Source organism: Bacillus sp. Hm123, assembly GCF_051842975.2.
GTDB lineage: Bacteria > Bacillota > Bacilli > Bacillales > Domibacillaceae > Bacillus_CE.
Genome location: NZ_CM200277.1, coordinates 2,707,617 through 2,731,299, shown reverse-complemented (window position 1 = coordinate 2,731,299; position 23,683 = coordinate 2,707,617). Strand labels below are relative to the sequence as shown.

26 protein-coding genes are annotated in these 23,683 nt (G+C 41.7%); 11 read left to right on the top strand and 15 right to left on the bottom strand.

All coding sequences use genetic code 11. The features are described from left to right. Positions 1-88: 88 nt before the first annotated feature. A complete protein-coding gene (locus tag ACSVDJ_RS14250) occupies positions 89-1,156 on the bottom strand; it encodes an NAD(P)/FAD-dependent oxidoreductase (RefSeq protein WP_439166620.1) in 1,068 nt (355 codons plus the stop codon). Between the two features lie 206 nt (positions 1,157-1,362). On the opposite strand from ACSVDJ_RS14250, the gene ACSVDJ_RS14245 reads away from it, so the two are divergent. Continuing rightward, positions 1,363-1,599: a YuzB family protein gene (locus ACSVDJ_RS14245; RefSeq protein ID WP_094836694.1), complete on the top strand. Its 237-nt coding sequence runs from the start codon at positions 1,363-1,365 to the stop codon at positions 1,597-1,599. A gap of 31 nt (positions 1,600-1,630) precedes the next feature. On the opposite strand, the gene ACSVDJ_RS14240 is transcribed toward ACSVDJ_RS14245, so the two are convergent. Beyond that, positions 1,631-2,335 carry a DUF2225 domain-containing protein gene (locus ACSVDJ_RS14240; protein ID WP_439166619.1) on the bottom strand — a complete coding sequence of 235 codons (705 nt, stop codon included), beginning with the start codon at positions 2,333-2,335 and terminating at the stop codon, positions 1,631-1,633. 194 nt (positions 2,336-2,529) lie between these two features. Here ACSVDJ_RS14240 and erpA point away from each other — a divergent pair, with 194 nt between their 5' ends. Then, positions 2,530-2,898: an iron-sulfur cluster insertion protein ErpA gene (erpA, locus tag ACSVDJ_RS14235; RefSeq protein WP_439166616.1), complete on the top strand. Its 369-nt coding sequence runs from the start codon at positions 2,530-2,532 to the stop codon at positions 2,896-2,898. Positions 2,899-3,191: 293 nt separating this feature from the next. On the opposite strand, the gene ACSVDJ_RS14230 is transcribed toward erpA, so the two are convergent. Next, complete coding sequence (locus tag ACSVDJ_RS14230; RefSeq protein WP_439166615.1) at positions 3,192-4,196, bottom strand: NAD(P)/FAD-dependent oxidoreductase; 1,005 nt, start codon at positions 4,194-4,196, stop codon at positions 3,192-3,194. A gap of 319 nt (positions 4,197-4,515) precedes the next feature. On the opposite strand from ACSVDJ_RS14230, the gene ACSVDJ_RS14225 reads away from it, so the two are divergent. The 3 genes from ACSVDJ_RS14225 to ACSVDJ_RS14215 all read left to right on the top strand — a co-directional run bounded on the left by ACSVDJ_RS14225 (position 4,516) and on the right by ACSVDJ_RS14215 (position 6,469). Next, the gene (locus ACSVDJ_RS14225) at positions 4,516-5,736 is read left to right on the top strand and encodes an NAD(P)/FAD-dependent oxidoreductase (RefSeq protein WP_439166613.1); all 1,221 of its coding nucleotides are present in this window, start codon (positions 4,516-4,518) and stop codon (positions 5,734-5,736) included. 191 nt (positions 5,737-5,927) lie between these two features. Further along, entirely contained in the window at positions 5,928-6,050 is a 123-nt protein-coding gene (locus tag ACSVDJ_RS14220) for a YuiA family protein (protein WP_094836689.1), read from the top strand. A 101-nt stretch (positions 6,051-6,151) separates the two neighbouring features. Then, the gene (locus ACSVDJ_RS14215; RefSeq protein WP_094836688.1) at positions 6,152-6,469 is read left to right on the top strand and encodes a YuiB family protein; all 318 of its coding nucleotides are present in this window, start codon (positions 6,152-6,154) and stop codon (positions 6,467-6,469) included. Positions 6,470-6,635: 166 nt separating this feature from the next. Here the strand turns inward: ACSVDJ_RS14215 and ACSVDJ_RS14210 are convergent, their stop codons facing one another. After that, complete coding sequence (locus ACSVDJ_RS14210) at positions 6,636-7,442, bottom strand: cobalamin-binding protein (protein ID WP_439166611.1); 807 nt, start codon at positions 7,440-7,442, stop codon at positions 6,636-6,638. An 87-nt stretch (positions 7,443-7,529) separates the two neighbouring features. Here ACSVDJ_RS14210 and ACSVDJ_RS14205 point away from each other — a divergent pair, with 87 nt between their 5' ends. The 3 genes from ACSVDJ_RS14205 (at position 7,530) to ACSVDJ_RS14195 (ending at position 10,770) form a co-directional block, all read left to right on the top strand. Continuing rightward, a complete protein-coding gene (locus ACSVDJ_RS14205) occupies positions 7,530-9,029 on the top strand; it encodes a leucyl aminopeptidase (protein WP_439166610.1) in 1,500 nt (499 codons plus the stop codon). A 156-nt stretch (positions 9,030-9,185) separates the two neighbouring features. Continuing rightward, entirely contained in the window at positions 9,186-10,505 is a 1,320-nt protein-coding gene (locus tag ACSVDJ_RS14200) for a Na+/H+ antiporter family protein (protein WP_439166633.1), read from the top strand. 76 nt (positions 10,506-10,581) lie between these two features. Next, positions 10,582-10,770 carry a hypothetical protein gene (locus ACSVDJ_RS14195; protein ID WP_439166609.1) on the top strand — a complete coding sequence of 63 codons (189 nt, stop codon included), beginning with the start codon at positions 10,582-10,584 and terminating at the stop codon, positions 10,768-10,770. Positions 10,771-10,804: 34 nt separating this feature from the next. Here ACSVDJ_RS14195 and nhaC read toward each other — a convergent pair whose 3' ends face one another. Beyond that, positions 10,805-12,253, bottom strand: coding sequence for a Na+/H+ antiporter NhaC (nhaC, locus tag ACSVDJ_RS14190; RefSeq protein ID WP_439166608.1), 1,449 nt, complete (start codon positions 12,251-12,253; stop codon positions 10,805-10,807). Between the two features lie 223 nt (positions 12,254-12,476). On the opposite strand from nhaC, the gene ACSVDJ_RS14185 reads away from it, so the two are divergent. Continuing rightward, entirely contained in the window at positions 12,477-12,860 is a 384-nt protein-coding gene (locus ACSVDJ_RS14185; RefSeq protein ID WP_439166607.1) for a hotdog fold thioesterase, read from the top strand. Between the two features lie 229 nt (positions 12,861-13,089). On the opposite strand, the gene ACSVDJ_RS14180 is transcribed toward ACSVDJ_RS14185, so the two are convergent. The 8 genes from ACSVDJ_RS14180 to ACSVDJ_RS14145 all read right to left on the bottom strand — a co-directional run bounded on the left by ACSVDJ_RS14180 (position 13,090) and on the right by ACSVDJ_RS14145 (position 19,588). Beyond that, positions 13,090-13,719, bottom strand: a complete 630-nt coding sequence (locus tag ACSVDJ_RS14180; protein WP_439166606.1) for a class I SAM-dependent methyltransferase — start codon at positions 13,717-13,719, stop codon at positions 13,090-13,092. A gap of 130 nt (positions 13,720-13,849) precedes the next feature. Beyond that, positions 13,850-14,194 (bottom strand): monovalent cation/H(+) antiporter subunit G, encoded by a 345-nt coding sequence (gene mnhG / locus ACSVDJ_RS14175; protein ID WP_439166631.1) that lies wholly within the window; start codon positions 14,192-14,194, stop codon positions 13,850-13,852. Then, on the bottom strand, positions 14,178-14,462 hold the full coding sequence (locus tag ACSVDJ_RS14170) for a Na(+)/H(+) antiporter subunit F1 (protein ID WP_439166605.1): 285 nt from the start codon (positions 14,460-14,462) through the stop codon (positions 14,178-14,180). Before ACSVDJ_RS14170 ends, mnhG begins: the two co-directional genes overlap by 17 nt. Then, on the bottom strand, positions 14,455-14,937 hold the full coding sequence (locus tag ACSVDJ_RS14165) for a Na+/H+ antiporter subunit E (RefSeq protein WP_439166603.1): 483 nt from the start codon (positions 14,935-14,937) through the stop codon (positions 14,455-14,457). The genes ACSVDJ_RS14170 and ACSVDJ_RS14165 overlap by 8 nt, the downstream gene beginning before the upstream one ends. Before the next feature lie 6 nt (positions 14,938-14,943). Further along, a complete protein-coding gene (locus tag ACSVDJ_RS14160) occupies positions 14,944-16,425 on the bottom strand; it encodes a Na+/H+ antiporter subunit D (RefSeq protein ID WP_439166602.1) in 1,482 nt (493 codons plus the stop codon). Continuing rightward, the gene (locus ACSVDJ_RS14155) at positions 16,418-16,759 is read right to left on the bottom strand and encodes a Na(+)/H(+) antiporter subunit C (RefSeq protein ID WP_439166601.1); all 342 of its coding nucleotides are present in this window, start codon (positions 16,757-16,759) and stop codon (positions 16,418-16,420) included. Before ACSVDJ_RS14155 ends, ACSVDJ_RS14160 begins: the two co-directional genes overlap by 8 nt. Further along, entirely contained in the window at positions 16,759-17,181 is a 423-nt protein-coding gene (locus ACSVDJ_RS14150; RefSeq protein ID WP_439166600.1) for a Na(+)/H(+) antiporter subunit B, read from the bottom strand. Before ACSVDJ_RS14150 ends, ACSVDJ_RS14155 begins: the two co-directional genes overlap by 1 nt. Further along, the gene (locus ACSVDJ_RS14145; protein ID WP_439166599.1) at positions 17,168-19,588 is read right to left on the bottom strand and encodes a Na+/H+ antiporter subunit A; all 2,421 of its coding nucleotides are present in this window, start codon (positions 19,586-19,588) and stop codon (positions 17,168-17,170) included. The genes ACSVDJ_RS14150 and ACSVDJ_RS14145 overlap by 14 nt, the downstream gene beginning before the upstream one ends. A 369-nt stretch (positions 19,589-19,957) precedes the next feature. On the opposite strand from ACSVDJ_RS14145, the gene ACSVDJ_RS14140 reads away from it, so the two are divergent. Next, a complete protein-coding gene (locus ACSVDJ_RS14140) occupies positions 19,958-20,515 on the top strand; it encodes a DUF5366 family protein (protein ID WP_439166630.1) in 558 nt (185 codons plus the stop codon). A 40-nt stretch (positions 20,516-20,555) separates the two neighbouring features. Here the strand turns inward: ACSVDJ_RS14140 and ACSVDJ_RS14135 are convergent, their stop codons facing one another. Beyond that, the gene (locus ACSVDJ_RS14135; protein ID WP_439166598.1) at positions 20,556-22,415 is read right to left on the bottom strand and encodes a transglycosylase domain-containing protein; all 1,860 of its coding nucleotides are present in this window, start codon (positions 22,413-22,415) and stop codon (positions 20,556-20,558) included. Between the two features lie 265 nt (positions 22,416-22,680). Here ACSVDJ_RS14135 and kapD point away from each other — a divergent pair, with 265 nt between their 5' ends. Continuing rightward, entirely contained in the window at positions 22,681-23,256 is a 576-nt protein-coding gene (kapD, locus tag ACSVDJ_RS14130; protein ID WP_439166628.1) for a 3'-5' exonuclease KapD, read from the top strand. Between the two features lie 26 nt (positions 23,257-23,282). On the opposite strand, the gene kapB is transcribed toward kapD, so the two are convergent. After that, positions 23,283-23,675: a kinase-associated lipoprotein KapB gene (kapB, locus tag ACSVDJ_RS14125; RefSeq protein ID WP_439166597.1), complete on the bottom strand. Its 393-nt coding sequence runs from the start codon at positions 23,673-23,675 to the stop codon at positions 23,283-23,285. Between the last annotated feature and the right edge of the window lie 8 nt (positions 23,676-23,683).

Below are 23,683 nucleotides of genomic sequence, written 5' to 3'. Positions count from 1 at the left end.
TCGATTCACTACGTTCATCGTGTTTCCTTTATCTCGATCGGATCATTCCAGTTCATACGCCGCTAATCAGCGCCTTCCGCTTTTCGTTTTACCCATTATGATATTTGTATAGCCAGAGGATACCGGATTTGAGGAATCTTGCGACGCGGCCGGTGATGGCGCGGTCAGCTACGAAGCCGAATCCTTGTTTTTTACCTAGTGAGCCTAGGATGCCTTTTAGTTTCATTTCTGGCATTTCTGCAGGAAGTGGTTCGTTTTTCCAGCGCTTTTGTAATACTTGAACAATTTGTTCAGCCTGTTCTTCTGCCAATTGAGCACTAGGTGCATGAGGGAGGCTTGCGCAATCTCCAACTACATAAACGTGCTCGTCGTTTGGCAAGTTATGATGTGGACTTAATGTGACGCGACCTGATGAATCTTTTTCAACATTCATGTTACGGATGACGACGTTTGGTTGAATGCCTGCTGTCCATACAACTGCATCCATTGCATATACATCTTCATTATTATAGATTGCTTTCGGTTCAACCTTGACAATATTGGCATTATTAACGACAGTTACACCGTGATCAACAAACCAATTATGAATATATTTACTTAAGCGTTCTGGAAAGTCTTTCAAAATCCGTGATCCGCGATCAAACAAAGTAATGTCAAGGTCCGGACGGCTTTCACGCAACTCGCTCGCAATCTCGATTCCACTTAATCCTGCACCGACAATTCCTACTTTTGAATGAGCAGGCATGTTGGACAGCGTTTGGTACGTATGACGAGATTTTTCGATTGATTGAATGCTATGAGTATATTGTTCCGCGCCTGGTACACCGTGGTACTTATCTTCACAGCCAAGGCCGATCACTAGATCATCGTATGGAATCGACTCTTGATCCTCCAATAACACACGCTTATTTTCTAAATCAATCTCTTTCACTGCTCCGAACACTAAATTAAGTCGAGAATGTTCTGGAAATGCAACACGCACTTCATGATCGGAAATCGTTCCTGCTGCGAGTGCATAATATTCCGTTTTTAAGCAATGATAAGGTACCTTATCGACTAAAGTAATGGTGACATCCTCGGGCAAACTATTAGGCAATAGCCTAAGTAACACACGCATATTTCCATAACCGCCACCAAGCAACACTAAATGTTTCATAAGAAATATCCCCTTTTGTGAATGATATAATTCTTTGACATCCCCCAGGATTCTTGTCAAAAAAACTCGATTTTTTTATTCTGCCATAATGAGTATATCGAAAACTAATTATTTTCACAACAGACAGTAAACATTTTCGTGATAAAGTTTTCTGCTTTAATCTCATCGGTAGAGGTAGTAAAATAGAGGCGAGAGGTGGGAAAAGAATGAAGCCAATTATCGAGTTTTGCATCAGCAACTTAGCGAATGGTGCGCAAAAAGCGCTTGAAATATTAGAACGTGATGTCAACCTAGATGTGATTGAGTATGGTTGCCTAAGTTATTGTACAAGATGCAGTGAAGGGCTGTTTGCACTTGTGAATGGAGAGCCGGTGGATGGAAAAACGCCAGAGGAGCTTGTCGACAATATTTATGAGTATTTAGAGGAAAACCCGATGTTTTAAAACGGCCGAGGATCTATCCTGGCCGTTTTCTTTACACATTGGCTTCTGTTTGTTGCTTCATTTCCTCGCGAATTTCATACCAGCGATCGCGAGCCATGTCGACGATTTTTTTATCCGAAGACATATGTTGTTTTTCAACGACTTTAGAGAAATAAGAGACAGCCGTTTCCGTATCACCTGCACGACGATTTAATTCAGCGATTAAGTATAATATTTTCACTTCAGACATTTGTTTACTTGTCAGATCTTCTGTCTCGTAAGCTTCTATATATTGGTCCGCTGCCATGAGCATAAAACGATGTTCTTCTTTTAGGCGTCCTAATTCACGATATAGCCAAGCGGTACGAAGAGCTAATCCTGCTAATGTGAGGTGCTTTTCTTTCTTAAGCAAACCGCTGTAAAGAGCGAGCTTATAACTATTAATCGCTTCAACGATTGTTCTTTCTTGCCCGTAGTCTTGATAAACCCATTGCTCCTTTATTCGCTCGATGACTTTATCTTTAGAGCCGGGAGCGAAATAGGATGAAAATTCCTCTGAGAAAGAATACCCACAATGGCAGCACACAAACACATTGTAAAATAACGGATTGTAGCTATCTTGATCATAAATAGGCATTAAGTCCGTATCATGACCAGTTACTTTTACAAAGCGGTTTCTTAACTTGGTTGTCTGAAATGTTTCTTCGCAAACGGGACATTTTAATTGCTTTTCATAAAAAGGAGAAATTTGATCCACGTGATTGACCTCCTGGGATTATTAGTTTTGAACTATGTCTATATACTTATTCATTATAGCTGATTTATAAGATGAAAAGGCTAAGTATTATTAACTTTTTATCGGTGTTGTTTTGAAAGTGAGCAGTTTGGTTGTGAAGGGATTTACGGATGTATATACTAGATAATAAGAAAATAACGAATGGAGGGGTTCTGTTGAAAGAAACTGAAGTAGTGACAGTGACTGAAGCAGCGGCTTTTCAAATAAAAGATATGATGAAGCAAAATGAAGAAGAGGGAGCGAACCTTCGGGTGACGGTGCATGGCGGCGGCTGTAGCGGCTTGTCTTACGGCATGGGATTTGACCACGAGATTAAAGAAGATGACGTCGAGCTCGATCAACATGGTATCCATGTTGTCGTCGATAAAGAGAGTGCTCCTGTGTTAAATGGAACAGTGATCGATTACAAAGAATCATTGATGGGCGGCGGCTTTACGATCGAAAATCCGAATGCGATTGCTTCATGTGGCTGTGGATCTTCTTTCCGTACAGCAACGAATACTGGGAAACCAGAGAATTGCTAAATATTTTTCAAGCACTCCCTTTATTAGGGAGTGTTTTTTGTTTGGGAAGTCGAAGAAAGTAGCGGCAAAGTTAAAGAATTGTCCAGAAAGTCGAAGAAAGCACAAATAAGGTCAAAGAAGCACCCAGAAAGTCGAAGAAAGCATAAATAAGGTTAAAGAAGCACCCAGAAAGTCGAAGAAAGCATAAATAAGGTCGAAGAAGCGCCCAGAAAGTCGAAGAAAGTACAAATAAGGTCAAAGAAACCTCACTAAAGGCTCCAACCTAGAGGTTGGAGCCTAAACTAAACAGATACTTAACTTTTCTGTTCGAATAAGGAAGTGCTGTGGAGCGGTTGGACGCGTGCTTTCGGGTCGAGGTAGGCTTTCGCATTGTTCACGGCTGTTGGTGCTTCACCAAAGCCGGATGCGATGAGCTTGACTTTACCATCGTATGTACAAATATCACCAGCTGCGTACACACCTTCTACATTGGTTTCCATTTTGGAATTGACGACAATGCTATTTTTGACAATGGTAAGCCCCCAATCTTTAATCGGGCCGAGCGAAGAGACAAAGCCGAAGTTGACGAGCACATCATCAACAGGAAGAATTTCTTCTCGATCGGTGCCCACTTTCGTTAATTTAAGTGCTCCAATTCGATCATTTTCCTCGATAAGGCTGCTCGGCACATAAGGTGTCATCATGTTGACGGTAGAAGCGCGAAGCTGTTCGACACTATGTTCATGGGCTCTGAATTTGTCACGGCGATGGACGATCGACACGCGTTTGGCAATCGGTTCAAGCATAAGCGCCCAATCGACAGCTGAATCGCCGCCTCCACAAATGGCGATATGTCGGTCTTTAAATTGTTCCAAGTCTGTGATGAAGTAATGAAGATTCGTTTTTTCATAGGTGGTGGCATTCGGAAGTTCTAATTTTCGTGGTTGAAAGGCGCCGTTGCCAGCAGTGATGATGATCGTTTTCGTGAAATGGACGTCTTGGTTCGTTGTTAATTTGAATGTTCGATCTGCTAATTTTTCGAGTGTTTGCACAGCTTGCTCTAAGCAAATGGTCGGAGAAAATGGCTCCATTTGTTCAACTAGTCGGTCCACTAGCTCTTGTGCTCGAACTTTAGGAAAACCAGCGACATCGTAAATGTATTTCTCTGGATATAATGTAGAAAGTTGTCCACCTAGCTGCGGTAAGCTTTCAATGATTTTGACCGATGCTTGGCGCATTCCCCCGTAAAACGCAGTGAATAGTCCGACAGGCCCGCCTCCAATAATGGTGATGTCGAATACTTGTTGATCATGATTCATTCAAAACCCCTCCTTGAAAACAGAAAATGGTCTTTCTTTTCCTTTCACTTATCATACCGAAATTCCGCTAAATGCACACGTAAAGACACTTTAATTGAATCAATTTTTTTCTCGGTGAAAAACAAATAAATTATTTCAATTAAATATCTTGAAAAAGAATGGCAAAAAGCATATTATTGAAATGGATATGCAAATATTAAGATTTTGTGACGATTTTTCTTACCGTATTTTTTTGCATGTGTTCGTGAATAATTTCACAAACTAGGTTTATCGCTACAAAAGAAACCCGAAAATAACGACAAAGGTGGAAGTGATTATTGTGAGAAAACCAAAGATTGTAGTATTAGGTGCAGGTTATGGTGGATTAATGACAGTAACTCGTCTTCAAAAAATGTTAGGGCAAGACGAAGCGAACATCGTATTGGTAAATAAAAATGATTACCATTATGAAACAACTTGGTTGCATGAGGCATCTGCAGGTACACTGCATCATGACCGTGTGCGTTATAATATTGATAGCGTTATCAATCGCAGTAAAGTAGAATTTATTCGTGCAGAAGTACAAGACATTCAAACAGCTGAAAAGAAAGTAATCTTGAACTCTGGTGAACTTGAGTATGATTATCTTGTCTTCGCACTTGGTGGCGAATCTGAAACTTTCGGCATCCAAGGTTTAAAAGAGTATGCGTTTACAATTTCTAACGTCGATGCAGCTCGTCAAATTCGTGAGCATATTGATTACCAATTTGCGACATATGCAATGGAAACAGAAAAGAAAGAAGAGCGTTTAACGATCGTTGTCGGAGGAGCTGGATTCACTGGTATTGAATTCCTTGGTGAAATCACAAACCGTGTACCAGAACTTTGCCGCGAGTACGATATTGACTATTCTAAAGTTCGCATTTATTGCGTAGAAGCAGCGCCAATGGTTCTTCCCGGTTTTGACCCTGAGCTTGTGAAGTATGCGGTAACTCAATTAGAGAAAAAAGGTGTAGAATTCAAAATCGGTACAGCGATTAAAGAAGCAACACCAGAAGGTATTAAAGTTGCCAAAGGTGAAGAAGAGATTCAAGAAATTAAAGCAGGTACAGTAGTTTGGGCAGCGGGTGTTCGTGGAAGCTCTATCATCGAAAAAGCAGAAATCGAAAATATGCGTGCTCGCGTAAAAGTAAATCCTGATTTACGTGCACCAGGCCAAGACGATATTTTCGTCATCGGTGACTCTTCACTAATTATTAATGAAGAAATTAACCGTCCATACCCACCAACAGCTCAAATTGCGATGCAACAAGGAGAAGTATGTGCGCGTAATTTAGTGAAGCTGTTGAAAGGTCAAGCAGATGATCTTGAAACATTTAAGCCAGATCTTAAAGGTACAGTTTGTTCTTTAGGAGATGACGATGCGATCGGTGTTGCTTTCGGTAAGAAAATGACAGGTGCGAAAGCGTCATTCATGAAGAAAATGGTGGATAACCGTGCATTGTACATGATCGGTGGACCATCACTTGTGATGAAAAAAGGTAAATTTAAATTCCTATAAGCACATGTACAAGAGGCTGGCCTTGATGGTCAGTCTCTTTTTTAGATGGGGATCTTACAGCCCGTTAATGCGGGATAGATTATTCTTCTAATTTTGAGATCAATACAATCGAAAAAGGAGATTGTACGAGAAGATCTCCTTATGATATATTATCAGAAAATTAAAATAATTTTACTCAAGGAGGCAAAAACATGACGATGCAAACGAAAAGCCAAACATGTCATACGTGCGAAGGAAAAGGGTATCTTCAGCTTCTTCTCGGAGGCTCTGAAACTTGTCCGAACTGCGGTGGAGAAGGCAATCAAGAAGAATAGGTAAAATAGGGGCATCCTTCATTTGGAGGGTGCTCCATTGTCTTGACGTTTTCCTTCTTATTCATGTACACTATTTGGTAATGGTGTAGGGGGGAAGCGGAATGCATATAGCTACTTTACTCGTTTCGGTATTGCTATTTTTTGTGTTATTTTTCGGTATTGGCTTCTTATTAAATATGTTGTTACGGATGACGTGGGTGATGGCCGTTCTTTATCCGCTTGTAACGATTATGATTGTGGACGGAATCAGCACGTTTGATTATATTTTAAACGCAAGTGAAGCGTTTCCGGCGCTAGGAACGAAAATCGTTTCGCTTAAAGCACCAGACATCATCATTTTATCGAGCGGTCTACTTGGTGCAATCACTTCAGGCATTACGATACGTATTCTTCGTCAAAAAGGCTATCAAATGTTTTGATTTTTCTTACATAAAGAGTCCTGCAAAAGGTCGTTTTCCGACGAGCTTTTGCAGGGCTCTTTCTTGTTTTTCTATCATATAAGTTGTCGACAAGAGAAGCATCTGTGATCGATGTATCGATATAATCGTTGAAAAAGGGGCGTCTAATCAGCCCCTTTTTGACCACTCATACAAACAAAGCATCCATTTCAACATTTTCAAAAATAGCTGGATGAAGCATTATTGCGAGCTTATGAAGTCCAGCTAATAATCGTGGGGAAGGACGGCAATAAAGCTCTTCTTCCATGACAGTGACGTTTTGCTGTTGGATGGCAGGTAGTTCTGGCCAGCCCGGTCGCTTTTCAACGATTGCTGGATTGATTTTGTCCGTGCGTACGCCCACCCATGAAAGCAAAATGTAATCAGGGTTTCTTTGTTTCACATCCTCCCAATCCGTTTGGAAGTTGGCGGTCTCTTCGTCGTAAAACACATTGTAGCCACCAGCCAGCTCGCTTATTTCAGTAAGCCAATTTACTTTTCCAGGAGTGAAGACGGGCTTTGGCCACCATTCCCAGTACAAGGAAGGTCGCTTGTCGACAAGGCTAGCAGCTTGCTTAAATGTTTCTACTTGAGAAGTGTAGCGCTCTACTATTAATCTCGCTCTTTCGGCTACACCACACGCCGCTCCGACTTCCATAAGCGACTGACCGATCTCCGCTAACGATTGCGGATTCGTCACGATGTAAGGCAAGCCTCGTTTTTTTAGCTCCTCCACATTCTTTTCCATCCCGGGGACACTTAAAGAAGCAATGACAAGATCCGGCTTTAATGCTTCGACTTGATCGATATCAATGTTAAGATCGGGCCCAAGTCGTGGCAAATGAGAAATGGATTCCGGCCAATCGGAATAATCATCGACACCGACAAGCTGATCAGTGAGACCGAGAAATTCAATCAATTCTGTATTACTTGGACAGATAGAAATCAAGCGCATATGAAAAACTCCTTTTCTTTCATTCTATCATAGACATTTGTTCGAATTGCGAAATAATTTTATGTATAATGGAAGGGAGGTGATCAAATGTTTACGGTAAAAAATGAATCGTATTTACAGCAAGAAACTCCTTGTCTCATCGTTGGGCTTTATGATCGTCCGTTGAAATTTGCGGGTGAGCTAGAGAAGTTGGATGAGCTGTTCAATGGAGAGCTGACAGAGCTAGTGAAAGAGGGCGATATTTCCGCTAAAAGCAACAAGATCGCGGTCGTGTCTACGCTAGGAAAAATGCCAGCGAAACGATTGCTGTTTGTCGGGCTTGGAAAGGAAAAGCAAGCGGATTTTCACGAAATGAAAGAAGCGCTCGGTGAAGCGTTCCTAAAAAGTAAACAGTTAGGGCTAACATCAGTGACGGTTGCACTAGATAGCTTTGTTTGTGAAGAGGTGAGCGCGGAAGATGCCGCTCATGCTTTTAGTGAAGCGTTCGGATTAGCTACATATGAATTTAAAGGCTACAAACAAGCATCGAACGAGCCAGAGAAAAAAATCGAACAGTTAACAGTGTTGACGAAAGCAGATAATGAAGCGGTGCAAGCAGCTCTTCAAGTCGGCTATGCGTTAAGCCAAGGAACGAATTCTGCGCGCACATTGGTCAACACACCAGGCAATCTATTAACGGCATCGGACATGGCCGCTTATGCTGAGAAACTGGCGGATAAGTACGGATTTGAAGTCGAAATTCTTGAAAAAGAAGAGATGGAAAAACTCGGCATGGGGGCGCTGTTAGCGGTCAATCAAGGATCGACTGAACCGCCAAAAATGATTACGCTGAAATATCAGCCGAAAGAAGAATGGACGGATGTACTCGGTTTCGTTGGCAAAGGGATCACGTTTGATACCGGCGGCTACTCGTTGAAGCCGAAAGACGGCATCGTTGGCATGAAAACCGATATGGGTGGCGCGGCTGCGGTATTAGGTGCGATGGAAGTGATCGGTGAACTAAAGCCGAATCAAAACATCGTCGCTGTCATTCCTTCTACTGATAATATGGTGAGCGGCCATGCCTTTAAGCCAGACGATGTCATTACGTCGATGAGTGGCAAAACGATTGAAGTGTTGAATACCGATGCAGAAGGTCGTCTCGTACTCGCTGATGCGATGACGTACGCGAAGCATCAAGGAGCAGATTACTTAATCGATGTCGCAACATTAACAGGCGGTGTCGTGGTCGCACTCGGTACGGATAAAACGGGAGCGATGACGAATAACGAAGAGTTATTTGAAGAAGTGTTAGAAGCTTCTTTTGAAGCGGGCGAATTTATTTGGCGCTTACCACTTACAGAAAAAGATAAAAAACGCATTCGCAACAGTTCAATTGCGGACTTGAACAACTCACCAGGTCGTGAAGGCCATGCGATCATGGGCGGCGGCTTTGTCGGCGAATTTGCGGAAGGCACGCCATGGGTTCATCTAGATATCGCTGGCACAGCTGATACGAATAAAAGCTATTCGCTAGGGCCAGCCGGAGGCACAGGTGCGATGGTACGGACGTTAGCATTATTGGCGATGCGGAGAAATGAAGAATAAGAGAAGGAAAGGGCTGTCTTATAAGAGGCAGTCTTTTTGTTGTTTGCCCCATTTTTTCAATTCATTAAAAAACATTGACAACCTCCTCGAATATTGATATTTTTATTTTAGTTCTCTACCAATTTACCAAACTAAAGTAAAAGGAGGCATCTTATGATGAATGCAGTTGTGATTGCTGTCATCGTTATGCTTCTCCTCAGTTTATTACGTGTCAATGTCGTGTTTTCTTTGATTACGGGTGCGCTCGTTGGAGGAGTCGTTGGCGGTTTAGAAATAGACGGAACGATTAAAGCATTTACAGAAGGAGTCGGCGGTGGTGCGAATGTGGCGCTTAGCTATGCGATGCTCGGTGGCTTTGCGGTAGCGATTTCGAGCACGGGCTTGCCGAATGCGTTAGTTGAATTTGTTTTGAAGTATGTTGGAAAGAAAGAAGATGAGCGAGCAAAGAAGCTATCAAGAGCTCTTATTTTATTTATGATTTTATTAATGGCTTGCTTCTCGCAAAACTTAGTTCCCATTCATATTGCTTTTATCCCATTATTAATTCCACCGTTGTTGAAGGTGTTAGATGAATTGCAAATGGATCGGCGGTTAGTCGCGATGGTGCTCACGTTTGGTCTTGTGACACCGTATATGCTGCTTCCGGTCGGGTTCGGTCAAATTTTCCACGAAATTATTGCGACGAATATAACGGAAAGCGGCTTAGCTGTGGAGATGAGTCAAATTCCGAAAGCGATGTTATTCCCGGCTGCGGGGATGCTGACAGGTTTGTTAGTCGCTATCTTTTTCTCGTATCGTAAGCCGAGAACTTATAACAATCCGGTGAAACCTGTATCTGTCGAAAAAAATGAAGGTTATTCAAAAACAGGTGTCATTATCTCGCTTGTAGCTATTGTGGCGGCGCTTGCGGCTCAGCTTGTGACAGAGTCAATGGTGTTCGGGGCATTAGCTGGGATTGTTGTTCTTTACGTATCGAAAGCGATTAGCTGGAGTGAAGCAGATCGTCTATTAACCGATGGCATGCGGATGATGGCGTTTATCGGATTTGTGATGATCGCCGCATCAGGATTTGCGGAAGTCATGAGAGCGACAGGAGATATTGAACGCTTAGTGGAACAAGCGGCTCATATGATCGGTGGCAATCAAGTGCTGGGCGCGTTATTAATGCTGATCGTTGGATTATTAGTAACGATGGGGATCGGTTCCTCGTTCTCAACGATTCCGATTATCGCGACGATTTTCGTGCCGTTAGCGTTAGAGCTTGGTTTTAGTCCGATGGCGACGATTGTGCTTGTCGGAACAGCAGGCGCTTTAGGAGATGCGGGTTCACCTGCTTCTGATAGTACGCTTGGGCCGACATCCGGATTGAATGTCGATGGGCAGCACAATCACATTTGGGACACATGTGTGCCAACGTTTTTACATTATAATATTCCAGTCATTATTTTCGGTTGGATTGCGGCGTTAATGTTGTAATAGGGAACTTGCCCATGCCATTTGCCTCCTTTTTGCATACAACATAGTAGGCAGTTAAAAAAGGAGGCATTTGACTATGTATGCTCGAGATACCCGTTTTCTTCCTTTCTTCGGAGGGCCATTTTTAGGCGGATTGTTGGGAGGGTTTCTAGGCGGCGCGCTTGTGCGTCCATATTATCCACGTCCGTTTTATCCACCAGTGGGATGTTGCCCGCCATATCCACCATTCCCGCCGTACGGTCGTCCGCCATATGGTTACTTTTAATGAAAAAAGGACCTTCTTGTCGAAGGTCCTTTTCTTATGCTTGCTTCAATTCGCCTTCCTCTACATTCATCATTTGTTGTTCCTCAGCTTCCATGCGTTCGATATCTTCTTGCGATAGTTTTTCAATTTTAAATCCAGTGAATCCGTAAATAATCGCAATGAGTGGGCTGATGAAACATAATAGGGCATACGGTGCATAGTGGAACGTCGAGACACCGAGTGTAGCGGTCATAAAGGCGCCGCATGTATTCCAAGGGACGAGAGGAGAAGTCATCGTTCCTGCATCCTCTAATGTTCGTGATAAGTTCTTCGGATGCAGTCTACGTTTGCGGTAAGCGGTTACATACATCCGGCCAGGAAGAAGAATCGACAAGTATTGATCACAAGCGACAATATTAGCTGAAATACAAGTAACAACAGTTGTTGCGATTAAGCTTCCTGTAGATTTAGCTAGTTTTAATAAGCTTTTCACCAGCGTTTCTAATACGCCACTTACTTCTAAAATACCGCCGAAGCTCATCGCAATCATCACTAATGAAACTGTATACAGCATTGCTTCGATTCCGCCATTATTGAGTAAACTGTCTAACACTTCGTTATTCGTTTCCATTGTAAAACCACTAACCATAATGCCTAAAATGTCACTCACTGATACACCTTGTACGAGAACAGCTACAATCGCTCCTAATATTGATCCGATCACAAGACCCGGTAGAGCAGGTGTTTTCATTGCGATTAATGCCAGAACGATGATGGGAACGACTAGCAGCCATGGACTAATAATAAAAATATCATTTAATTGTTGCTGAAGAGCTTGGACTTCCTCTAGTCCGGCTCCTTGATTCTTAAAAGAAAGCCCGAGGAAGAAGTAAATAATGACAGAGATCACTAACGCTGGGATCGTTGTGTATAACATATGGCGAATATGATCAAATAATTCAACGCCAGTAATACCAGGTGCCATATTCGTTGTTTCTGATAAAGGAGAAGTTTTATCGCCGAAATAACAGCCGGAAATGACGGCCCCGGCTACCATAGCGGTGTTGACACCAAGCCCCGCGCCAATCCCCATAATTGCAATTCCGATTGTGCCTGCCGCTGTCCACGCGTTTCCAGAAGCAATCGCCACGATGCTACAAATAATCGCCGCTGCTGGTAAGAAGTAAGTAGGAGATAAAATATCAAGTCCATAATAAATCATCGTCGGTACAATCCCAGCCGCTAGCCACGTACCGATGATCGTCCCAATGATCATTAAGATGAGCAGGGCCTGCATCGCTAATGAAACCGCATGAATAATACCTTTTTCAATTTCCCTCCACGTATGTCCTAAGTACATCGCTACGATGGTCGCAACAGTCCCACTTAATAGCAGTGGCACATGTGGATCAGCCTCAAATTTGAAAATCCCTACAAATAAGAAAACGACCATCGCTAAGATGGGAATCAAAGCGATGCCTAATGACGGTGTTTTTGTTTTCATCTCTTTACCTTCTTTCCTTTTAAATTGTTCTTTAGTTACTTATCTGCAATTCTTGTGCCAGTTAAAAATATTCAGAAAATTAAGTATGAAGGCGATTACTATTTCATGTTCTATTTGATTTCGCATAAACAATTCAATTTTGCATAAAAACGTTGGAAGAAGGGTTTTAAACAATCTCGTCGAATAATTAGTGAATAACAATTCATTTTGGAGGGATAAAAACATGAATGTATCACAATCATTAATTGCGACACTTGGGATGGAAATGGTGGAAATCGGTGAGGGAAGAGTCATTATGACGATGCCAGTTGATGAAAGAACGCACCAGCCATTTGGCTTTTTGCACGGGGGGGCCTCGGTAGCACTTGCAGAAACAGCAGCTAGTGTCGGAACGGCCGCCCTTATTGACACGGAAAAAGAAGCTTGCTTCGGTCTTGAAATTAACGCCAATCACATTAAAGCGAAAAAAGAAGGGACCGTCACAGCCATCGCCACCGTCGCTCACCGCGGCCGTACAACGATGGTATGGGAAATCCGCATCGAAGACGAACAACAACAACTCATCTGCCTATCGCGCTGCACCGTAGCCGTTGTAGCGAAGAAATAAAAGCGGAGCCGACTGTTCAGACACGACAAGCAAATGTTCTGGCGCTGGAAAGGCGATGAGCCTTGTAAGCGGAAGGCGTTGTACAGCGACGTATGGACTGGAGCCCTACGCAAAGCTGAATAATTATACTTTAAGAAAAACATTAAGAACAATAAAGCCGAACTATTACGAAGCTCTAAATTGGAGTTCGAAATAATAGTTCGGTTTTTTAATTTTTATGTAGTTGGAATTATAGCTTTTTTTGACATTTAATCATTATAAACTTAAATGGAGGTTTATTTTCCATATTTTTATGCGGCTCAACAATTTCTGAAAGTTCTACAAGTCCATATTTTCCAAACTCTTGTTTTATCGAGTGGGAATCATAAAAAAACATTTTTACTCCTTCCATGATCTCGAAATAGTCTTTGCCCAGTTGTTTGCCCTTTCCAAACATTGGAGCTTCTTTTGAAATAGTAGTAAAAATCATATATCCGTTTGGTTTTAACTGATTATAGCAATCGTTAATAAACTTAGCTCTCTCTTGAGTATTCAATAAGTGAATAAGTGCGTAACAAAATATACCGTCATATAGTTTGTTGTCAAAAGGCATATCAGTTACTGACCCATGAAAAATACGACTATTAAGCCTATTTTTCTTTGCCAATTCAATTGCCGTTTTTGAAATCTCAATACCTGTTACATTTATTCCATTGTCAATAAAAACATTTGCGTTTCTACCATAGCCAATACCAGGTATCAAAATATCCTTTACTTTCTTTTCGAGGAAAAATTCCTTTGTCAAAATGGCTGAGTCTGAAGGTTCAAATCCCCACATCATTTGATTTTCTATAAAACTCGATTCCCAGAATTCTGTCATATCTTTACCACCTTCATATTTGCTTTAAGTATAGTTTATTTACTACAAATGTGTACATCAACTAAATTGCCTCATTCTGACTTTGAACAGCAAAAAAAGAGGCGTCTATCAGCTGATAGACGCCTTTGTTTCAACGTTTATTTTTATCCTTTAAATCATCGCGGATCGTGCTGTCGGAAAGCTTGACGCCAGCATTGTAAGCCGCTCGGCTAATTAAGTGTCCAGATACTGGAGCGGTAATGAAGATAAAAGCGATTCCGAGAAGAATCCGTGAGCTGAAATGACCTTCGATTAAGTAAAAGTAAAGGAAGGCCCCCAGTAAGGTGGACATCACGCCTAATGTTGCTGCTTTAGACGCCGCGTGGTTGCGCGTATACACGTCTGGAAGGCGAATGACACCAAAGGTAGCTACAAGGCTTAGAAACGCTCCTATCACTAAAAAGAGAATGATCACTCCATCAACGATGACGGTCATATTCAATGATCTCTCCCTTCTCTAAGAACTTAGCAAATCCAATCGTTCCGATGAAAGCTAAAATCCCCATCAATAAAATGACGTCTAAAAACTCACTCGTGCGCAATAGCATCGATAAGATCGCAATAATGGCTACGAGATTAATTCCGATAGCATCTAATGCGACGACACGATCTGGCACAGTCGGCCCTTTAATCAGGCGATACACAAGGCCGAGCATGGAGAAGGAGAAGCAAATGAGTGAAAACTTCATGACCATCTCAATCATTGCGACTCACCTCCATAATCGCTTTTTCAAATGAATTTTTAATGCCGTCAATGGCATCATGTACATCCGGTAAATCGATCGCATGGACATACAACACTTTATTATCGTCGGAAACATCGATCACAAGTGTTCCGGGTGTTAAAGTGATTAAGCTAGATAGCAACGTAATTTCCCAATCGGACTTTAATTCAGTCGGCATGGCGAAGATCCCTGGTTTAATATCAAGCTTAGGCTTTAAAATCACTCGTAATACATCGATATTCGCTAAAATGAGCTCTTTAAAAAACAGCAACGTTAAATAAAGAACCGCCCAGACACGGCGCATATAAAACTCTTGCTTAAAGAAGCGGCGCATCCCATAAATTAAAATCAACCCGAGAATATACCCGACAATGAACGTCGAACTGTTAAATGAAACTTGTAGAAACATCCAAAGAAACGCTAAAAAGAAATTAAGTAAAATTTGAAAAGCCATTTGACATTACTCCTTTAACACGGCATCAATATAGATTGTCGGATCTATGAGTGCTTCAGTGGCTTGAGAAATTAGCGGATACATGCCTTCTGCGCCCACCCCATAACAGATAGAGACAACGACGAGAATAGCTCCTGGCATCCACAGAAAGTGAACAGGCTGCTTTTCTTCCCCAGGATAATCTTGCGGTGCTTTCCAAAAGCCGTTCATAAAGATTTTGATCACAGAGTAAAGAACAAACAGACTTGATAATAACACGATCAGCGCTCCAACATACGCTCCTTCCGCAAAAGCGGCACGAACAATTAAGAACTTGCCGACAAATCCGCTCAACGGTGGAATTCCAGCGAGACCGAATGCCGCGACAAGAAATGTCCAGCCAAGTAGCGGATACTTCTTAATTAATCCGCCCATTTTACGTAAATTGCTTGTGCCGGTAATTTTAATCATCACACCGATCAATAAAAATAAAGCAGCTTTAATGATCATGTCATGGATAAGGTAGAAGATCGTTCCTTGCAGCGCTTCTTCTGTTGCTAAGGAAATACCGAATGTTAACACACCGACTGCGATGATAATGTTGTAAATGATAATCTTTTTAACATCCCAGTAAGCGATCGCTCCGATGACTCCAACGATAATAGTTAAGAGCGCTACAATTTGCAATAGCTCGTGAGTGAATGCTTGGTTTTGATAAAAGAACAACGAATACGTTCTTAAAATCGAGTACACGCCAACTTTCGTTAACAACGATCCGAATAAAGCAAGCACTGGTACGGGCGGCGCATTGTATGAACCAGGCAACCAGAAGTAGAGCGGGAAGATCGCTCCTTTTAATCCAAAGACAATTAAAAACAACACAGCAATGACTGTAATAATCGGCAACTGTCCGATTTCGGCAATTCGCTCGGAAATATGTGCCATATTTAGCGATCCGACGACCGAGTATAAAAAGGCAACAGCAATAACGAAGATCGCCGAGGAAATGACGTTCACTAAAATGTATTTGACTGATTCACGTAGCTGAATTTTCGTTCCGCCGATCACAATTAATACATAAGAAGACATCAGCATCACTTCGAAAAAGACGAATAAGTTAAAGATATCTCCTGTGGTAAAAGCGCCATTTACTCCAACGAGCATGAATTGAATCATGGAGTAGTAATAAAACTGCTCCCGTTTCTTACCGATTGAACGGAAAGAATAAATAATCACACAAAGTGTAATAAGGGATGTTGTCGTAACGAGTAAAGCGGACAACATATCTGACACAAGGCTAATCCCGAACGGAGCTTGCCAGCTACTAATCGCGATCGTTTGAACGCCTTCATTTTTTACTGTTAGCAATAAGACAATAGATGCGACTAATGTGGCGATCGTGGCAATAACGGAAATGACGCGCTGAGCCGTCACTTGCTTCGCTAAGAAAATCAACAAAATCGCCGTCATTAGGGGAATGATGATAGGCAATGTAAGTAAATTAGTCATTTGCTTCTGTACCTCTCATCTCATCTGTATTATCTGTCCCTAGCTCCTGATAAGCTCGATAAGCTAATACGAGGAAAAGGGCGGTTACACCGAAGCTGATAACAATCGCTGTTAAAATGAGCGCTTGCGGCAGCGGATCGACATAAGCGGAAGCGTGCTGTCCTAACAATGGAGCGGCACCATTTTTCAATCCGCCCATCGTTAAGATTAATAGGTGAGCACCGTGGCTTAATAGCCCAGTACCGATAATGATCCGTAGCAAGCTTTTTGACAATATTAAATAGACGGCACTTGCAATTAACACTCCTGATACGATTGACATTAATATTTCCATTATTCACTCTCTCCTATCGTTTGAATAATGGTCATGGTGACACCAATGACAACTAAATAAACCCCTGTATCAAACAACATTGCTGTATGAAGGGATGTTTTTCCGAATAGAGGTAAATCAAAATAACCAAATACGTGAGTCAATAGTGGCACATTAAAGAACACGGCCGCAACGGCAGTGCCAGCTGCCACGAACAGGCCAATTCCAATCAATATTTTATAATCAATCGGAAAGCCTTGAGACACCGTTTTAATATCGTAGGCGAGAAGCAGGAGAACGATCGCTCCTGAAGTCATTAACCCGCCGACGAATCCTCCGCCGGGATGGTAATGTCCAGCGAAGAATAGGTGGATGGCAAAGAGAATGATGATGAAGAACACAACTTTGCTAGCTGTTTGTAAAATCACGTCATTTGTTTTCATCCATCACTCCCCCTTTCTTTTCTAAACGTAACTTAATTAATCCGTAAATACCAAGCGCAGCGATCCCGAGTACACATACTTCAAATAACGTATCGAAGCCACGGAAGTCAACAAGAATAACGTTCACCATGTTTTCTCCGCCCGCTTTGTCATACGTATTTTCAATATAGTATTTAGAAATCGACTCAAACATTTTCGTGCTGTGCGCCGAGATGGCAATCAACGTGACAACGATTCCGACACCAGCGGAAATGAGTAAATTTCCGAGCTTGAAACGCATTCGTTCTTCATGGCGACTAAGCTTTGGCAAGTGGTAGAAGCACAGTAGGAACAAAGCAACGGAAACGGTTTCGATGACTAATTGCGTTAACGCAAGGTCAGGCGCACGGAAAATAACGAAAAATAATGAAACGGTATAACCGACAGCTCCTAAGGCGACAATCGAAGTTAGCCTTGATTTCGCCACTAAGATCGTGGACGTGGCTAAGACAATTAACAGAACAAGCGCCACTTCATAAATACCGATCGGAGCGAGATTACTCGTATCCATTTTAAAGGCATCTTCTGTCCACATCGTAAAGCCTAGAATTCCGATAAAGAAAACGAAAACATACACAAGGTACGTGCGAATATAGCCGGTCATCACTGATTTTGTCAGTGTATAAGACCCGCGTTCCGCTGCATATAAACTCGTGTCATATAACGCATTAAGCGTCACTTTATTAGGGAAGATTTGATACACCTTGCTCCATTTATTGAGCGTCATATACATGATCGCACCGAGAGCAACAACACCAATCGTCATCATTAGCTCGGTATTAAACCCGTGCCAATGGCTAATATGGACAGGAATTTTCTCTCCAGATTCGACGAGCGAAGGAATAATCGCTGCGACCGCTGGCTGGATCAAATTGTAAGAAAGTATATTAGGGAAAATCCCAAACACAACGACAAGAACGGCTAAAATGATCGGCGGAATAAGCATACCGATCGGTGCTTCATGCGGTGTTTTCTCTAATTTTTCTGGTTGATACTTGCCAGTGAATGTTTTAAAGACAATCATCATGCTGTAAATGAAAGTGAACACGCTTCCAACCCAAGCAAGAACTGGGAATAATAACCCCCACGTTTGCAAGTTAAAGAGGTCGAGTTCAAGCAGTTGAATCATGCCAGTAAAGAACATCTCTTTACTTAAAAAGCCGTTAAACGGTGGTAGTCCAGCCATAGAGAATGCCCCGATGACCGCAACCGTGAACGTGATCGGCATTAAGCTAAGCAATCCGCCAAGCTTGCGAATATCACGCGTGCCGGTTTCATGATCGACAATCCCGACGACCATAAATAAACTACCTTTAAACGTCGCATGGTTAATGAGATGGAAGACGGCAGCGATCGTCGCCGCTGTATAAATATTATCATCGATTCCATCAAATTGGAGAGCAGCAGCCCCCACACCGAGAAGCGACATAATTAATCCAAGTTGACTCACTGTTGAGAAAGCGAGTATTCCTTTTAAATCGGTTTGCTTGACCGCATTAAACGATCCCCAGAATAGAGTGAAAATTCCGACTCCACCAACAAGCCAAAACCAATACTCAGAAAAAGCAAAAATCGGACTTAGACGAGCCACTAAATAAATACCTGCTTTAACCATAGTGGCTGAGTGGAGATACGCACTAACAGGGGTAGGTGCTTCCATTGCATCAGGTAGCCAGATGTAAAATGGAAATTGCGCCGATTTTGTAAAGGCTCCAATAAGAACTAGCAATAGAGCGAATAGGAATAGTGGATGATCATTTAACTCACTTGCTTGAGCGATCAGTTCACGGATGCTAAACGTATCACCCATGATCGAGAGTAGTAAAAATCCTCCAAGCATCGCCAAGCCACCGAATACAGTGATGAGCATTGATTTGAGTGCTCCATAACGAGAACGATCCCGATCGTACCAGTAAGCGATTAATAAAAAGGATGAGATAGATGTCAATTCCCAAAACATATATAACGTAATGAGATTGTCTGACAACACAACACCAAGCATCGCTCCCATAAACATGAGCAAGTACACGTAGAAGTTGTGTAGTTTTTCTTTTTCCTTAGATAAATAGAAAATCGAATACAGCACAACTAAAGCACCGATACCGGTAATTAATAAAGCAAAAAGAAGTCCTAACCCATCGACATAGGCAGTAAAGCTGATGCCGAGTGATGGAATCCAGTCAAATGACTTCTGTATCGCTTGATTGTCTCGCGTGACTGGGAGAAATTGAAGAAAATAAGTGAATAGCACAATAGGCAGGATGAGCACAAACCATCCTGTGTGTATGCGTCGAAGTCCCTTATAGAACAAGGGAACGAGAATAGCCATTAAAAAAGGAGAAAAGATGGCTATATGCAGTAAAGACAAAAGAACCCCTCCTTGCAAATAATATTAAACATCATGTTGAAAACAATGGAATCTCAACGTAGGTGAAAATGTACCCACATTCCTTTTTAAATGATCGCACTCAAATTGTTCTCCCAACGTAAATCAAACCTCCTAGAGCATTATATCGCAAAAAATAATTTCCTGCATTCCATTAAAGCGAAACTTGAAGAAAAGTCGACTTATGATATTAAATATGAAGAATCGCGGGGGAAAAAACTGAAATTTTTTTTTCTAATCTCAAATGTTTTGGACGTATTTTTCCAAAAATTATTAAAAAAGCACTTGTCTTTATTTGTTAGCTCTTGCATAATGAAATGGATTGAAATGAACAGGAGCGGAAATTTGGATATGAAAAATACTTACTTAATTGGTTATTTACCTGTAGTTGCAATGCTATTATTCAGCTTATCTTTAGCGATGTTCACTCAAAAAATGATTGTTGGTTTATTCAAAAAGGTTAGCTTATATAATAGTCTTCTAGAAATGTTTACAGAGACTGAAGTGAAGTTGACCATCACGCTAGGGCTGATGCTGCTATTTTTTATGATTTTGGCCACATTAAAAGTGATGGCTGAGACAGTCAACCAGCTATCACTTTTATTTTTCTCGAAGGATACGACAGGCGACCTATTGCTAAAGGCAAGAAGCAGCTCGATCATTTTCTTTATTGGTGGATTAATATCATTAATCAGCTTCTCGTCTCTTGCAGGAATCTTGATTATTTTTTCCGTAACAGCTATTAGCTATTTTGTATATTTCGTGTATAAAATTGCGCCAGATTTATCGGTCGCTAACTTAATTGGCATGATCTCTTTTCAAGTGGCGATTTGGGCGTTCTTTACGACGATGTTCGCTTTAGCAGGATTAAAAGTTTATAATAGCTTACTAGGTAGCTTGCCTTTATAAGACAAACAAAAAAACCGCCGAGGCGGTTTTTTTGTTTGTCTTATTGCATAATCCGGCGCCAGATGATTTTTTGTGGACCGTATCTTTCCATATAGCTGACGTTCCCTTTTTGGTCTTTTCCGACCCAGACACTCGCTGTGTATTGATCGGTTAAGCCAGCGAACCAAATGTCACGCGCATTTTGACTCGTTCCAGTTTTACCTCCAGCATAAGGAGTACCTGGATTCGCTTTTTTCCCTGTTCCTGATTTAACGACGGCAGCCATCATCGTGCGCATCGTGTTCGTTGTTGATTGCGACCAAATTCTTTCTGATTCCTCTTTCCACTCATATAGTACTTTCCCTTGGCGATCCGTTATTTTCTGAATCGCTCGAGGCGTTTTATATGTACCATCGATAAAGGAGGTGTAGGCACCTGTCATTTCCAATGTTGTCATTCCGTGCGTAAAACCACCGAGCGCTTTTGCGTGCTGGGATGGTGAGAGATCCTCTTCTTCTAATCTAGCAAAATCAAATTTCTTTAAGTAGGAAAAGGCTGTTTCCGGTCCAGCTTTCATAAACACTCGTAGAGCCGCTGTATTATAAGAGCTTGCTAGTGCTTTTTGAAGTGTGACCATTCCGTATTCTCTGCCACCGTAGTTTTTTGGACAATAGCCAGATCGAGAGCAATACTTATCCGCACTGATCATGCTACCAGGTCCTGCATTTGTCTTCTCGACATAAGGTGCAAAATCCAATAACGGCTTAATCGTTGAACCTGGTTGACGGTACGCTTGGAAGCTACGATTAAACTCTGTTTTATCGAAGTCCTTCCCACCTGATAAGGCGACGATTTCTCTCGTGTCATTTTTAATGACAGCGGCGGCTCCTTCAGCCGAGCTACCAGCCAATGTGGAGCTCACGGCATTGGTTGTTTTGTTTTGCATATTCGGGTCGAGAGCTGTGTGGATGGTAATACCAGAGGTCCATACTTCTTCCACGCGAGCATTGAGCTTATGCTCGATTTGAATTTTCTTCTCACCGTCTGCATTTTTTAACTGTTCTTCAAAGCCTTCTGAATGGGCGATCAAATCTTTGAATTCTGCTTCCACGTATGTAGAATAGTTTTGGAATTTGTCTAAACGATCTCTCACGTTCAGCTTAATCGGTTCTTGCTTGATCGCTTCCGCTTCTTCTGCTGTTAAAAACTCTTCTCGCTTCATAATATCAATGAGTCGTTCTTGTCGCTTTTTAGCGTTATCAAATTTGCGGATCGGATCATAAAGATTCGGATTGTTTGGGATGGTAGCGATCAGCGCCATTTCCGCCTTTGTCAGTTTGTTTAAAGGCTTTTGGAAATAAAACTGAGCCGCTGCTTCCACACCGTATACATTATGATTAAAGTAGATGGCATTCAAATATAAATTTAGTATTTCATCTTTCGAAAGCCTTTTTTCCAACTGATACGCATATAATACTTCTGATAACTTACGAGCGAGAGTACGATCATGTGACAAGTACACGTTTCGAGCGAGTTGCTGGGTAATTGTACTAGCCCCTTGTTCAATCTCATCCGACTTAGCATTGACGACGATGGCGCGCATCACAGCCGATGCATCGATGCCAGCATGCTCATAAAAGTGCTGATCCTCCGATTGGAGAAAGAGTTCTTTCATAAATGGTGGGATGTCTTTGTCATCGGCAATAATCCGATATGGCCTTTGAATTTCTAAATAAGGATTACCATTTCGATCGATGACCTTGCTTGCTTGAGGAAGTTGGACATCATTAATGATGATCTTTTCTTCCACGACTTCATCAAAGCTTCTTACTTGTTGTGCTTCCGCATTAGCGAAGTAAAATAAAAATACAGCTAAAGGGAGGAGCAACATTATTAATAAGTAACCAAAAACCGTTCTCATTCCTTGAACCGCCTTCTTGATTCTAGTTTGTTTTTACTTTTAAAAATTAGTAAAAATAATCCTTCACCCATCATAATCTATAGCAAGGTATTAATAAAGAGGAGAAGGATAGAAAATAGCAAGTTTTTTAGTAATTATTGGCTATCTATGAGTAGAACGAGTCTAAATTTTTCGTTAATTTATGTTACAATAGAGAGAGGAAATTTTGAGGAGAGGAGTGAGTGAGTTGCATCAAAGGTTATTTTTCATTGATTTTGAGTTTTCGATGCCAGATGCGAAGGTGTACCGGAAAGGGTTTTATCCAGAAATTATTGAAGCTGGGGTTGTGGCAGTGGAGCAGGGAACGATGATTGAACAATATTCTTCCTACGTGATTCCGACCGCTTTTCCTAAATTGACCCCTCGCTGCAAACGATTCCTTGATATTAGTCAGAAACAAGTAGATGAAGGAGTTCCTTTAGTTGATTTAGTCAATCTGTTAGCCAGGTTAAATCAAAGTGACCAAGACAAAATTATTACGTGGGGCAATATGGATATGAAGGTGTTGCGCCATAATTGTGACAAAGCGAGTGTAGCCTTTCCGCTACAAGGTACGTTTATTGATCTATCGATGGAATATAAGCAATTTTTCGGTGACCGCAATCAGACGGGCTTATGGAAAGCGGTTGAGGAGTACGGCAAAGAGGGTACAGGCAAGCATCACCGAGCGCTCGACGATGCATTGACGACGTACCATATTTATAATCTTGTAGAAAAAGATAAAAAGTATATGAAAAAATCAGAACCGCCAACGATCGGGGATCTTGTTGATTTTTCCAAGTTGTTCGATCAAATGGCTTAACGGCTGAATCTCTTCATGGATTCGGCCTATTCCCATTTCAAGTTGTACATGAGTTCGTATTCTCTTTGAACACCACGTAAAGCTTCAAGGCTTTTTTGTGAAAAGGGTGTATTCTCTTGTTCTAGTCGATCTTTCAGACGTTGCACGGCGTCTTTTAATGTGTCAAAGTAATCAGGCACATCTCCCTCATACAAATGAACCGTTTTTTCAGGAATGTTCGCTTGCTCGCGAAAAGCAAGCGCCTTTCGTTCATGGAAAAAAGGAACGTTTACTTCCTTTGGGTTATGAAGATCCCCTTGAGCCGGGTGACGTAGGACGGCTGCTATTTTCACCGTATAGAATCCCTCACGAATCGCTGTGATCTCTCCAATATATTTTCCAGTTTTATAAAATGCGGTAACAATGTTTCCAACTTGCATAATCTCTC